14 protein-coding genes are annotated in these 12961 nt (G+C 66.0%); 11 read left to right on the top strand and 3 right to left on the bottom strand.

The window, feature by feature from the left end; genetic code table 11:
• The first annotated feature begins 54 nt into the window (after positions 1 to 54).
• Both B0E49_RS06335 and B0E49_RS06330 read left to right on the top strand, forming a co-directional pair.
• The gene (locus B0E49_RS06335; protein ID WP_077561330.1) at positions 55 to 978 is read left to right on the top strand and encodes an inositol monophosphatase family protein; all 924 of its coding nucleotides are present in this window, start codon (positions 55 to 57) and stop codon (positions 976 to 978) included.
• A 30-nt stretch (positions 979 to 1008) separates the two neighbouring features.
• Positions 1009 to 3252 (top strand): FUSC family protein, encoded by a 2244-nt coding sequence (locus B0E49_RS06330; protein WP_353647345.1) that lies wholly within the window; start codon positions 1009 to 1011, stop codon positions 3250 to 3252.
• Positions 3253 to 3259: 7 nt separating this feature from the next.
• Here the strand turns inward: B0E49_RS06330 and B0E49_RS06325 are convergent, their stop codons facing one another.
• Both B0E49_RS06325 and B0E49_RS06320 read right to left on the bottom strand, forming a co-directional pair.
• Entirely contained in the window at positions 3260 to 4423 is a 1164-nt protein-coding gene (locus tag B0E49_RS06325; RefSeq protein ID WP_144264466.1) for a YncE family protein, read from the bottom strand.
• A gap of 58 nt (positions 4424 to 4481) precedes the next feature.
• Positions 4482 to 5297, bottom strand: coding sequence for a creatininase family protein (locus tag B0E49_RS06320; RefSeq protein WP_077561326.1), 816 nt, complete (start codon positions 5295 to 5297; stop codon positions 4482 to 4484).
• Between the two features lie 150 nt (positions 5298 to 5447).
• On the opposite strand from B0E49_RS06320, the gene B0E49_RS06315 reads away from it, so the two are divergent.
• Together B0E49_RS06315 and B0E49_RS06310 are read left to right on the top strand one after the other, a co-directional pair.
• Complete coding sequence (locus tag B0E49_RS06315; protein ID WP_077561324.1) at positions 5448 to 5801, top strand: hypothetical protein; 354 nt, start codon at positions 5448 to 5450, stop codon at positions 5799 to 5801.
• A 5-nt stretch (positions 5802 to 5806) separates the two neighbouring features.
• A complete protein-coding gene (locus tag B0E49_RS06310; protein WP_077561322.1) occupies positions 5807 to 6214 on the top strand; it encodes a hypothetical protein in 408 nt (135 codons plus the stop codon).
• A gap of 29 nt (positions 6215 to 6243) precedes the next feature.
• Here B0E49_RS06310 and B0E49_RS06305 read toward each other — a convergent pair whose 3' ends face one another.
• On the bottom strand, positions 6244 to 6810 hold the full coding sequence (locus tag B0E49_RS06305; protein ID WP_077561320.1) for an aspartate carbamoyltransferase: 567 nt from the start codon (positions 6808 to 6810) through the stop codon (positions 6244 to 6246).
• A gap of 144 nt (positions 6811 to 6954) precedes the next feature.
• Here B0E49_RS06305 and B0E49_RS06300 point away from each other — a divergent pair, with 144 nt between their 5' ends.
• The 7 genes from B0E49_RS06300 to B0E49_RS06270 all read left to right on the top strand — a co-directional run.
• On the top strand, positions 6955 to 7284 hold the full coding sequence (locus B0E49_RS06300; protein ID WP_077561532.1) for an ArsR/SmtB family transcription factor: 330 nt from the start codon (positions 6955 to 6957) through the stop codon (positions 7282 to 7284).
• 14 nt (positions 7285 to 7298) lie between these two features.
• Positions 7299 to 7784, top strand: a complete 486-nt coding sequence (locus B0E49_RS06295; protein ID WP_174571073.1) for an arsenate reductase ArsC — start codon at positions 7299 to 7301, stop codon at positions 7782 to 7784.
• 1 nt (position 7785) lies between these two features.
• Positions 7786 to 8868 (top strand): ACR3 family arsenite efflux transporter, encoded by a 1083-nt coding sequence (arsB, locus tag B0E49_RS06290; protein ID WP_174571078.1) that lies wholly within the window; start codon positions 7786 to 7788, stop codon positions 8866 to 8868.
• A 178-nt stretch (positions 8869 to 9046) separates the two neighbouring features.
• The gene (gene mutS / locus B0E49_RS06285; protein WP_286137845.1) at positions 9047 to 11692 is read left to right on the top strand and encodes a DNA mismatch repair protein MutS; all 2646 of its coding nucleotides are present in this window, start codon (positions 9047 to 9049) and stop codon (positions 11690 to 11692) included.
• 73 nt (positions 11693 to 11765) lie between these two features.
• Positions 11766 to 12065: a hypothetical protein gene (locus B0E49_RS06280; RefSeq protein WP_077561317.1), complete on the top strand. Its 300-nt coding sequence runs from the start codon at positions 11766 to 11768 to the stop codon at positions 12063 to 12065.
• Between the two features lie 3 nt (positions 12066 to 12068).
• Positions 12069 to 12383: a CcdB family protein gene (locus B0E49_RS06275; RefSeq protein ID WP_077561315.1), complete on the top strand. Its 315-nt coding sequence runs from the start codon at positions 12069 to 12071 to the stop codon at positions 12381 to 12383.
• A 13-nt stretch (positions 12384 to 12396) separates the two neighbouring features.
• Positions 12397 to 12961, top strand: a 565-nt coding sequence (locus B0E49_RS06270; RefSeq protein WP_353647344.1) for a type IIL restriction-modification enzyme MmeI, incomplete at its 3' end; no start/stop codon positions are given.

Below are 12961 nucleotides of genomic sequence, written 5' to 3'. Positions count from 1 at the left end.
TCTTCAACCCGTTGGGGACAGCGCCAAAGGCCTGTCCCGCAAGGTTCAAAATTTATGTCGCCCAATCTGCACCCCATGCTCAACGTGGCCATCAAGGCCGCCCGCGCCGCCGGCGCCATCATCAACCGCGCCGCGCTCGATGTGGAAGCCATCCGCATTTCGCAAAAACAGGTCAACGATTTCGTCACCGAAGTCGATCACGCGAGCGAGCAGGCCATCATCGAAACCCTGCTCACCGCCTATCCGGGCCACGGCATCCTGGCCGAGGAGTCGGGCAGCGAGCACGGCGCGAAGGATTCGGAATTCGTCTGGATCATCGACCCGCTGGACGGCACCACCAACTTCATCCACGGCTTTCCGGTGTATTGCGTGAGCATTGCATTGACCTCGCGCGGCAAGGTCGAGCAGGCCGTCGTGTACGACCCCAGCCGCAACGACCTGTTCACCGCCACGCGCGGTCGCGGCGCCTACATGAACGACCGGCGCCTGCGCGTGTCCAAGCGCACACGGCTGCAGGAATGCCTGATCTCCACCGGCTTCCCGTTCCGCCCGGGCGACAACTTCAAGAACTACCTGGCCATGATGGCCGATCTGATGCCGCGCACCGCCGGCCTGCGCCGCCCCGGCGCCGCCGCGCTGGACCTGGCCTATGTGGCGGCCGGCTTTACCGACGGTTTTTTCGAAACCGGCCTGCAGCCGTGGGACGTGGCGGCGGGCTCGCTCCTGGTGACCGAGGCCGGCGGCCTGGTCGGCAACCTCACGGGCGAGGCCGACTTCATGGAGCAGAAGGAATGCCTGGCGGCAAACCCGAAGATCTACGGCCAGCTGGTGCCGCTTTTGGCGAAGTACAGCAAGTTTGCCAGCGCCGGCGAAAAAGCCGCGCTGCGCCAGACGCTCACGGCGCCAGGGGCCACGTCGCCCTCAGCCCCGGCACCGGCGCCCGCCCGGCCCAAGGATGCCGATTCTGCGGCGCCCTGACGCGCCAGTCCGGTAAAGTGTGCTGCGCACATGATGAACCGGAACCCGCCTGACCTGACCCTCCCCTTCTCGCTGGCCGCCCGGCTGCGCGCTGCCACGCACCGGGTGCTGCGCGTCGTGCTCAGCCAGTACGTGACCAACGGCCTGGCGGTATCGGTGGGCCTGCTGGTGATTTTGCTGGCCGTGTTCGCGCTGGCCGGCGTGGTCGCGGTCTCCAGCGCCGCGGTCGGTGTCCTGATCACCAGCCTGCCCGATGTCGCGGCGCCGCGCCGTGGCAAGCTGACGCAGATACTGCCCGCGCCGCTGCTGGGTGCGCCGCTGTTCGTGCTGGTACAGCTGGTGCACCAGGACCCCGTGCAGCTCGGGCTGGTGCTGGTGGCCGGCACGTTTCTGTCCGTCATGCTGATGGCCTGGGGCAAGCGCGGCGGCCCCATCACGTTCTCGATGCTGTTCTCGATGCTGTTCGCCATGGCGGCGCCGCCGCCGTCGTCGCTCGAACAAATCGCCATGAACACCGGCTGGTACGGGGTCGGCGCAGTTCTGTATCTGATCTGGGCGGTGCTCACCACCCATGTGCTGAACCAGCTCTTTCGCACCCAGTTGCTGGCCGAATGCCTGGTCACGTTCGCACAGATCCTGCGCACCCAGGCCCGGCGCTTGGGGCCCGAGCCCGATCACGAAGCGCTGCTGGCCATCATGCTGGGGCAGCAGATCACGCTGGCAGACTACCTGCAAAACACCCGCGACGTGGTGCTGGAGTCGCCCACCACACCGAAGCGCCAGCGGCTGGCCGCCATGCTGCTCGCCCTGCTCGAGGCGCGCGACCACCAGCTCGCCTGCAACCTGGACCTGGACTTTTTGCTGACCCACCATGCCAGTGCCACGGCCCCCACGCTGCCGCTGCTGCAGACGGCCCTGAACACCACCGCCGCCGAGCTCGAGCAGCTGGCGCTGGACCTGCTGCTGGGGCGCGCGCGCAACGCGATCGTCCCGGTGCCCGACCTGCGCGAGCGGCTGCACGGCGCACTGCCGCCGCAAACCCGCGCGGGCCCGCAGCCGTTTCCCCTGAATACCGGCGAACCCGACTCCGCCGCCCTGTTGCACAGCATGGCGAACCGCATCGGCCACATCCACGACGAAACCGCCCGCATGGTCGCCCTGGCGCGCGGCGACGTGCGCCCCGAACTGGCCGACGTGCGCACGCAGTGGCAGCTGTTCGTGAGTGCCACCACCTGGTCGTGGCAGCCCCTGCTGGGGCAACTGAGCTGGCGCGCCCCGATGCTGCGCTACGCGCTGCGCGCCACGCTCGCGGTCGGCGCCGGCTATCTGGTCTCCCTGCACTTGCCGTGGGCGGGGCACGGGTACTGGGTTCTTTTCTCCATCGTGGTGGTGATGCGCGGCAACCTGGCGCAAACGGTGCAGCGGCGTAACGCGCGCGTGGCCGGCACCGTGCTCGGCTGCCTGCTGGTCATGGCGCTGCTGGCGACCCGCCCGGGCGGCTTCACCATCTTGCTGGTGGTGGCGCTGAGCCAGGGGCTGGCCCATGCCTTTGCACTGCGCCGCTATCTCTACACCACGGTCGCGGCAACGCTCGGCGCCCTGCTCATGGTGCACCTGCTGGTGACCGGCCTGCAGCCCGTCCTGGCGATGGGCGAACGCCTGGCCGACACCCTGCTCGGCGCCTCCATCGCCTGGCTGTTCAGCTACATATTGCCGGCCTGGGAGCGCAACCAGATTCCCGCCCTGGTGCAGCGCAGCGTGAAGGCCCAGCGCCAGCATGCCCTGCTGGCGCTGGCGCTGCTGGACAAGGAACGCAAGTCCGACCTGCCCTGGCGGCTGGCGCGCCGCGAAGCCTACGACAGCCTGTCGGCCGTGACGCTGGCGATCCAGCGCACCATGGCCGAGCCGCGCCAGGTGCGCCCGCCGCTGGAGCCGCTCGAGACGCTGCAGGCGCGCAGCTACCAGTTGCTGGCCCAGCTCACGGCCATCAAATCACTGCTGCTGCGTCACCCCCAGCTCGACCTCGGCGTAGCGACTCCGGCACTGCAACAGGCGTCTTTGCGGATTCAGCAAGAGCTGGCCGGCGGCGGCACCAGGGCCGACGCTGGCAGCGCCGGGCCAGAGCCCATGCCGGTCGTGGCGGGCCAGCCGTTCCAGCCGCGGCCCGACCCGCTGGTGGCCGCCGACCTCACGCCCTGGCTGTTGCGGCGCCTGGCGCTGGCCTGCGCCATGGCGCGCGAGTTGCGGCTGGCCGCGGACCGGGTCAAAGTGTAGGGGCCGATCAGCGCATATTGCCGGTATGGCCCAGCGAGTAGCGCCCGGGCTGCGGCCACACGGTCAGGCCATGCGGCTCCATGCCGACCTTGATCGACTTGACCGCGCCCGTCGTGGTGTCAATGGCATACACCACATCGTCGAAGCGGCCGGACAGCCACAGCATCTTGCCGTCCGCGCTGACGTTGCCCATGTCGGGGCTGCCGCCGCCCGGAATCGGCCAGGTCGTGAGCACCTTGCGCGTGGCGAAGTCGATCACCGAGACGCTGCCCTTGCCGCGGCGCGCCCCGTGAATGCGGTTGGTGCCGCGATTCGAGACGTACAGTTTCGTGCCGTCGCGGCTCGGGTACAGCCCGTGTGTGCCCACGCCGGTCTTGATGAAGCCCACCTTCGTGAAGCTGTCGCCGTCGACCAGATAGACGCCGTCGGCCATCATGTCGGCTACGTAGAACACCCGGCCGTCGGGTGAGCTGCGAATGTCCTGCGGCATGCCCTTCTTGTCGAGTTCAAGGTAGCCCACGACCTTGCGGTTCACCAGATCGATCTTGGCCAGCTTGCCGCCGAATTCACAGGTGAACAGCGCGAACTTGCCGTCGATCGAAAAATCGGCGTGGTTGATCCCCTTGCACTGCGGCACGCTCAGGCTCGAATTCAGCGCCATCGTGTGCGCATCGCGAAAATCCAGCCGCGCATAGGCTTCCGCCACCACGATGGCCTCCTTGCCGTCCGGCGTGAAATACATGTTGTAGGGGTCGTCCACACTGACCGCTTTGCCGGGCTTGCCGGTCTTCGGGTCGATCGGCGTCAGGCTGCCGTCGGGCCGGCCTTCGGCATTGTTGGCCACCCACAGGGTCTGCAGATCCCACGAGGGAACGACGTGCTGCGGGCTGAAACCCACACGGAACTTGTCGACCACCTTGAACGTTGCCGGATCGATCACATAGACGTCGTTGGAGCGCACATTGGGCACATACACCCGGGGCAGCGCCCCCGCCACCGCGGCGCTGAGGCGCCCGGCGCCCACTTCGCTGTACAGGTTGTCCGGGTTCACCACGGGCGGCATGCCGGGCACCGTGACGACCGGCGCGGCGGCGGCAGCGACGCCGGCGGCACACAGACCCGCCAGCGCAAGCGCAGCCAGGCGGGACAAGGGACGAGAAATCAAGGTCATGGTGGATTCCGTTTGAAAGTAAAGGAGTTGATGAAAGGAAAGCGGGGCCGGCGGCGCATCAGCGCGCCGCCGTGTCTTTTTTCAGGGCGGCCACGGTGCGCGAGACGATCGCATCCACGCCCAGCTGGCCGAGTTCGGCCGACGCGCGGCGCGGATCGCCGCCGTACACACCGTCGGCAGCGCCGGGCTTGGGCGCGCTGCGCAGTTGCTGCAGCCGCACCATCTGGGGCGCGACCGCGAGCTGCAGCGAGGTGTCGGCCAGCGCCGCGTGCGTGCCGATCTCGTCATCGCGCACCCCGTGCTGGCGCAGGATCTGCGCATAACCGTCGGAACTGGCGGCGTAATACTCCGCCGGCACGAAAGCCCGTGCCGGCGAGCCGGACCAGGCCTTGTTCAGGCGGACCACCACGCGCCGGATATCGTTTTGATAGCCGCCGTGGTCGCCCAGGAAAACGATGTTTCTGAAGCCGTGCACCTTCAGGCTGTTCGCCGCCGATTCCAGCGTCTTCTCGAACACGTCGTCAGATACCGTCAGGGTGCCGGGAAACTTCATGTGGGAGGTCGGCGGCGCATAGCCGCCCTCCGGCACATAGGCGATGACGGGCGCAACGAGCGCATTGCCCAGCGCCTGCGCAATGCGCTGCGACAGCAGCTTCACGCGCGCGTTGTGCTTGCCCAGTGCGACGTAGGGGCCGCTCTGTTCGGTCCCGCCGATCGGAATAATCGCCGTCGTTTTGCCCGCCGCCAACGCGTCGCGCAACTCGGTCCAGGTCACGTCTTCCAGGAACACGTTCGCGGATCCTTGCGCCAGGGCGGCCTGCGCGGCGATGAGCAAAATGGCGCACGAGAACGCGCGTCGCAGGCACAGGGCCATGAAATTTCCTCGGTTCCTTGGGTTGATCAGGCCGCCAGCATAAACCAAGCGGCATGGCCAACCTGACTGCCAAAGACGCTGAAAGACAAGCGGGGCTATGCTTCACACTGTCAGCCACCGTTCGGCTGCACCTATCGCACTGGAGACGCCATGATCCGCCTGCCCATCGTCGCCCTGTTTGCCGCCCTGCTGTCGGGGTCTTTTTTCCTGACACCCGTCGCCGGAGCTGTCGAAGGTTCGGTCACGATCACGTCGCCGAAGGATGGCGCAAAGCTCGACGTGATGAACCAGACCCAGCTCGTGTACGACGTGGTGCCCGGGCCCCGGGGCGACCATGTGCACGTTTACGTGGACGACAAGGAGGTGGGGATCCTGCGCCAGCTCAAGGGCAGCTACACCCTGGAGTCCCTGGCTGCCGGCCAGCACGCCATCTGCATCAAGGTCGTCAACAAGGCCCACACGCCCATTGGCCTGCAGCGCTGCGTCAACGTCAGCGTCGAGTAGCCGGCTTGGACCTGCAGAACCTCGCCTACGCGCTGACCCAGGTCGCCCACAACTTCGGCGCCGTAACCGTGGTCGCCGTGCCGCTCTACGTCGTCAGCGCCGGCCGGCCCGAGCGCGAGCGGCGTGTGCTCTGGCTGGTGTTGTCAGGCTGGGCCGTGCAGATCGCCAGCGGCGCGCTGTTCGGGCTGGTCAGCTTGCATTTCTACGGCCAGTTGCCTGACATCCACGACATCGCGGCGGCAGCACTGGCGGTCAAGGTGCTGTGCGCAGTAACGGCGGTTGGGCTGATCATCGTGTTGCTGCGCTCGCGCGCTGTGCGGATTGATCGCCGCGCCGCCCTGATCTGGCGCATGCTGGCGGCATTGGGCATGACCGCACTGGCGGCGGCTGCGTTTCTGCGCTGGTTCTCATAAGCGAAGGTGCAGAAAATGCCCGCTTTGCTTCAGTTCATGGGCCGGTGGAGGGCGTGCCCCTCCATGGCGTCTTTGCCGTGGTCGGAAAGCTGGGCAGCAAACCACTTGTGCAGCGCGGCCACCAGGGTTGCATCTGCCGTCTTATAGGTCAGTTGTCCTCCCCCTTTGACATCTTTGTAGTCAATGGCGATTTGTCCAGGCTTGGCGGCTTTGAGATCGGATAGCCCTGGCATGTCCTGGCCATGGATGTGCGTCGGCCCTGAGAAGTCGCTTTTCAGGAACTGCTCGCGAATCTCTTTCAGGTGCTGGCGCGCAAGCTTCACCTCGGCGGCGTCCGTGGACTTCCTGGCCACCACCTGCTGCGTTCCGCCTTCGGCTGTCCTGGTGAATATGTGGGTCGTGGCGGCCAGGTCGAACGGCATCACGTCCCTGCCGCGCTCGGAGACCTCTGCTTGCCGCTGCGCGTCGGCTGTCATTTTCATATGGGCCGCGTGGTCCATATTCGAATGGTCCATGGCCGGGCGATCCATGGTCTGGGCATTGATGCTTGCGGCAAACACCGATAGCACGCAGGAAGCGATGAGAATTTTGAGCACGATCTTTCTCCGATGTTGGTTCCCTTGAAATTGATGGAAGCCCTCTCGCGAGCAGGCCTTATTCCGATGGTTGTCGCAAAGCCTGGCCCGGACTGTTTGCCAAAGCACTTTACAATAATTCCATTATCGTTGTATAGTCTTTTTATGAAAGAAGTGGACGTTGTCCGCTCCCTCGCTGCCTTGGCCCAGGAAGTGCGCCTGCGAGTCTTCCGCGCGTTGGTCGTGGCAGGCAATGACGGCCTCACGCCGGGAATTCTGGCCGATCAACTGGAGGTCGCACCCAACACGCTGTCCTTCCACCTCAAGGAGCTCGTTCACTCCGGGCTCATTAGCCAGGAGCGGCAGGGGCGCAACCTGATCTATCGCGCGTCGTTCGCCACCATGAACGAGCTGCTGAGCTACCTCACCGAAAACTGCTGCCAGGGAGCTGCTTGCCTGAGCCCTGCGGCGACGGCTTGCGACTGCCAACCCTAGGCCAAGGAGAACCCTTGAACGTCCTGTTCCTTTGCACGCACAATTCCGCGCGCAGCATCGTGGCCGAAGCCCTGCTCAACGCCATGGGTCGTGGCCGCTTCCATGCCTACTCTGCTGGCAGCAGCCCGCGCGAGAACCAGAAGCCCCATCCACTGGGTTTGCAGGTCTTGCAAAAGGCCGGCATTTCCATCGAAGGGCTTCGCAGCAAGAGCTGGGATGAATTTGCGACGCCCGACGCGCCCAAGATGGACCTGATCATCACCGTCTGCGACAACGCCGCTGGCGAAGTCTGCCCCATCTGGCCGGGACACCCCGCCACGGCGCATTGGGGCTACGCCGACCCATCCGAAGGCAACGCGCCCGACGCGGAAAAGCTCGAAGCTTTCCGCAAGACTGTTCACATGATCAGGCGCCGGTTGGAGCTAATGATCAATCTGCCCGCCGACAAGCTCGAAAAGGCGGTCTTGCAGTCGACTGCCCGTGAACTCGCAAAGGACTGACATGAGCGTCCCATGCGAAACCATCGCCAGGCAGGCGGCAGGCGCGCCCATGAGCGTGTTCGAGCGCTATCTGACTGTCTGGGTTTTTCTCTGCATCTTCGCGGGCATCGCGCTGGGTCAATTCCTCCCAAGCGTATTTCAATCGATCGGACGCATGGAGATCGCGCAGGTCAACCTGCCCGTGGGCCTGCTGATCTGGGTGATGATCATCCCGATGCTGGTGAAGGTGGACTTCTCCGCCCTCGGCGACGTGCGCAGGCACGTCAAGGGCATCGGCGTGACGCTCTTTGTGAACTGGCTCGTCAAGCCCTTCTCGATGGCATTCCTCGGCTGGCTCTTCATCCGCCACTGGTTTGCGCCCCTTCTTCCCCCTGATCAGCTCGACAGCTATATCGCCGGCCTCATCCTGCTCGCCGCTGCGCCTTGCACCGCCATGGTATTCGTGTGGAGCCGCCTCACCGGGGGTGACCCGCTCTTCACGCTCTCGCAAGTCGCGCTCAACGACAGCATCATGGTGATTGCCTTCGCGCCGCTGGTCGCGTTTCTGCTGGGCCTGTCCGCCATTACGGTGCCTTGGGACACGCTGCTGACTTCGGTGGTCCTGTACATCGTGATTCCTGTGATCCTGGCGCAGTTGCTGCGCAAATCTCTGCTGTCCAAGGGGCAAGCGGCATTCGACGCCACGATGGCCAAGATCGGTCCCTGGTCGATCACGGCCCTGCTTGCAACGCTCGTTCTGCTGTTTGCCTTCCAGGGCGAAGCCATCTTGAAGCAGCCTCTCGTTATTGCGCTTCTGGCGGTGCCAATTCTGATTCAGGTCTTCTTCAACTCCGCGCTGGCCTACTGGCTCAACCGGGCAGTAGGCGAGAAGCACAACATCGCATGCCCGTCCGCCTTGATCGGAGCTTCCAACTTCTTCGAGCTGGCGGTGGCAGCAGCGATAAGCCTCTTCGGATTCAACTCCGGCGCGGCCCTTGCGACGGTGGTGGGCGTGCTGATCGAAGTGCCCGTCATGCTGCTGGTCGTGAGCATTGTCAACAACAGCAAGCGCTGGTATGAGCGTTCGCAGGGCGCACCTGCGTGAGCGCGGCACCCCGCGCGGCGACAATAGCGCCGGCAATGAGCTGACGGTCACCGGACGCCAACTTCGCAGAACTGTGCAAGCCGCGGCGGACAAGCTGTTTGCCCGACAATGACGGCACTTCGCAAGCGCTCGTCAACAAACGCTTTTTCTGGAATTGAGCTGATCGCGTAAATCATTGATGTCAAAAGAGAATTTTTCAAACGCGACGCCTGAATCGGCATTTTCAGGCCACACGCCGATGATGCAGCAGTACCTCGGCATCAAAGCGGACTTCCCCGACACCCTGGTTTTCTACCGCATGGGGGACTTCTACGAGGTGTTTTTCGGCGACGCCGAAAAGGCCGCGCGGCTGCTCGACATCACGCTGACCCGGCGCGGCCAGTCGGCCGGCGAGCCGGTGGTGATGGCGGGCGTGCCGTTCCACGCCATGGAGAGCTATCTCGCGCGGCTCATCCAGCGCGGCGAGTCGGTGGCGATTTGCGAGCAGGTCGGCGAGGTCACGGGCAAGGGCCCCGTCGAGCGCAAGGTAGTGCGCGTGGTGACACCCGGCACGCTGACCGATAGCGAACTGCTCAGCGACAAGACCGAATCGATCCTGCTGGCGCTGCACCAGGGCGCGCGCAACACCTGCGGCCTGGCCTGGCTCAGCGTGACGCAGGGCGAGTTGCACCTGGCGCAGTGCGCCCCCGATGAGGTCGATGCCTGGGTCGCGCGCATCGCCCCGAGCGAGCTGCTGTTCAGCGCCGACGTGACAACCGGCTTCGAGCAAAAACTCAAGGCCCTGCGCCAAAGCTCGGCGAATGGCTCCGCCCTGTCGCTGACCCGGCGCCCCGAGTGGCAGTTCGATGCGGCGCTGGGCCAGCGCAAGCTGCAGGAGCAGCTCCAGGTCGCCAGCCTGGTGGCTTGGGACGCAGACGCCTTGCCGCAGGCCCATGCGGCCGCCGGCGCGCTGCTGGGCTACTGCGAGCACACGCAGGGCCGGGCGCTCTCGCATGTGCAAAGCCTCAAGGTCGAACGCGACGATGACACCGTGGACCTGCCGCTGTCCACCCGGCGCAACCTGGAACTCACACAGACCCTGCGCGGCGAGACGGCCCCCACGCTGTTCTCGCTGCTCGACAGCTGCATGACCGGCATGGGCAGCCGCCTGCTGAAGAACTGGCTGCTGGAGCCGCGGCGCGACCGCGTCGAGGCGCGCCAGCGTCTCGACGCCATCACGGCCCTGCGCGGCAGCGACGGCGCCGGCCCCTGGCAGCGGCTGCGCGAGCAGCTCAAGGGCACCAGCGATGTGGAGCGCATCACGGCCCGCATCGCGCTGCGCCAGGTGCGCCCGCGCGAACTCGTGGCGCTGCAAATCGCGCTACAGAAATCAGAGCTGCTGACCCCCGCCTGCTCTGGGCTGGCGGCACTTTTGACTCAAATCTCGCAGCAGGCGCAGCCGCCCGAGGGCTGCGCCGCACTGCTCACGCGCGCCATTGCCGAGGAGCCGGCCGCACTGGTGCGCGACGGCGGCGTGATCGCCACGGGCTTCGATGCCGAGCTCGACGAGCTGCGCGCCATCCAGGACAACTGCGACGCGTTCCTGCTCGACCTGGAGTCGCGCGAGAAGGCCCGCACCGGCATCGCCAATCTGCGCGTGCAGTTCAACAAGGTGCACGGCTTCTACATCGAGGTCACGCAGGGCCAGGCGGCCAAGGTGCCCGACGACTACCGCCGGCGCCAGACGCTGAAGAACGCCGAGCGCTTCATCACGCCCGAGCTCAAGGCCTTCGAAGACAAGGCGCTCTCCGCGCAGGACCGCGCGCTGGCGCGCGAGAAGTGGCTGTACGAACAGGTGCTGGACCAGCTGCAGCCGCACATCGCCGCCTTGAGCCAGCTGGCGCGCGCGCTGGCCGCGCTGGACGCGCTGTGCGCGCTGGCCGAGCGCTCGCTCACGCTGGGCTGGTGCGCGCCGACTTTTGCGCGCGAACCCTGCATCGAAATTCAGGGCGGACGCCATCCGGTGGTGGAGGCGCGCCTGGCCGAAACCAGCGGCGGCAGCTTCATCGCCAACGACACGCACCTGGGCCTGAAGGCGCGCATGCAGGTCATCACCGGCCCCAACATGGGCGGCAAGTCCACCTACATGCGCCAGGTCGCGATCATCGTGCTGCTCGCCGCCATGGGCAGCTACGTGCCGGCGCAGGCCTGCCGGCTCGGGCCCATCGACGCCATCCACACCCGCATCGGCGCGGCCGACGACCTGGCCAATGCGCAATCGACCTTCATGCTGGAGATGCTGGAAGCCGCGCACATCCTGCATGCGGCCACACCGCATTCGCTGGTGCTGATGGACGAGATCGGCCGCGGCACCTCGACCTTCGACGGGCTCGCGCTGGCCTCGGGCATCGCCGCGCATCTGCACGACAAGACCCAGGCCTTCACGCTGTTTGCCACGCACTACTTCGAGCTCACTGAATTCCCGGCCAAACACCACGCGGCCGTCAACGTGCACGTGAGCGCCGCCGAGTCGGGCGCCGACATCGTGTTCCTGCACGAGATCCAGGCCGGCCCGGCCAGCAAGAGCTACGGCATCCAGGTTGCCAAGCTGGCGGGCATGCCCACCGCCGTGCTCAACCACGCGCGCGCCGCGCTCGCCGCGCTGGAGACGCAGCAGCTTGACGCCCGCGCCCAGGTGGATTTGTTCGCCGCGCCGATTGCTACCGAAACAGTAGCACCTAGCCCTTTGGAGACGGCCGTTACAGCGCTGAATCCTGATACATTGAGCCCGCGCGAGGCGCTTGATGCGCTGTACCGGCTGCAGAAAATCGCCGCCACGCGATAGCCGCAGCCAGCCCGTCGATTGACACTTGTCTCGTCATGCCGCATGATGGCATGGTAAATCCACGGAGGAAACCATGCTCAAGGAAGTCGGCGCCAGCGGCCAGATTTCGCTGGGAAAGAAATACGCGGGCCAGTTGTTCGACCTGAAGACGGCCGCGGATGGCAGCGTCACGCTCACGCCAGTCAAGGTCGTACCGATGGCGAAAGAGGAAGCCGTTCCGTATGCGGCAAACGGCCATGCCGCAGCGCAGGGCGGCGCGCAATCCACCCAGGCCTGGGCCGATGCGCATGCCACCGAGATCGAGCAGTACAACGCCTGGGCCAGCCAGCACGAGCCTTACTCGCAGCGCGTGCGGCGCTGGCGCGGCGCCTGACTCATGGCGCGGTTCGACATCCATCCCAATCCGATTGCCGAAGATCGCCCCGTCTTCCCCTACGTGCTCGAAATCCAGAGCGACCTGCTCTACCGCTTTGCGCAGCGCGTGTGCGTGCCCCTCGTGCGCCCCGGCGTCATCCCGGGCCTGACCGAGCGCTTCAACCCCGTCATCAGCGTGGCGGGCGAGGCGGTGCATCTGCATCCGCTGGGTGTGGCCGTGTTCCACGTCGGCGAATTGCGCGATGCGGTGGCGTCGGCCGGCGCGCAGGCGCTCGCCATCGAAACCGCGCTGGACATGCTGCTGCGCGGCTACTGAAAGTCATCCCCGCATGACCCCGCAAGACTTCATCGCCAAATGGGGCGCGCCGGGCGGCGTGCCGGGCCCGGCCCATGCACTCAACGAAGAGCAGGGCGCGCAAAGCCATTTCCTCGACCTGTGCGAGCTGCTGGATGTGCCCAAGCCCGGCAGCGTTGAGGGCTACCACTTCGAGGAAAAGAGCAATGTCGTGGGTGGCCGCACCGGTTATGCCGACGTGTTCATGCGCGGCGTGTTCGCGTGGGAGAACAAGGCGCCCGGCAAGAACCTGGACGCCGCACTCCGGCAGGTGCTGAGCTACAGCCTGGCGCTGTCGAATCCGCCGATTCTGGTGGTGTCGGACCGGCTCAGCATCCGCATCCACACGCAGTTCACCGGCCACCCGAGCCGCACGCACGAAGTCCGCATCGCGGAGATGGACCAGCCCGACAAGCTGGCCCTGCTGCGCCGCATCTGGCTTGATCCCGAGAGCTTCAAGCCACGCGAGACGAACCGCGACATCACCGAGGCCGCCGCGCGCAGCTTTTCCACGCTGGCCGAGGGCCTGCGCCGGCGCGTTGCGTCGCCAGGTGATAGTC

The organism is Polaromonas sp. C04, assembly GCF_002002705.1.
Lineage (GTDB): Bacteria > Pseudomonadota > Gammaproteobacteria > Burkholderiales > Burkholderiaceae_C > Rhodoferax_A.
Note: the sequence above shows the minus strand (reverse complement) of the source record. Positions and strands in the feature narration are given on the sequence as shown.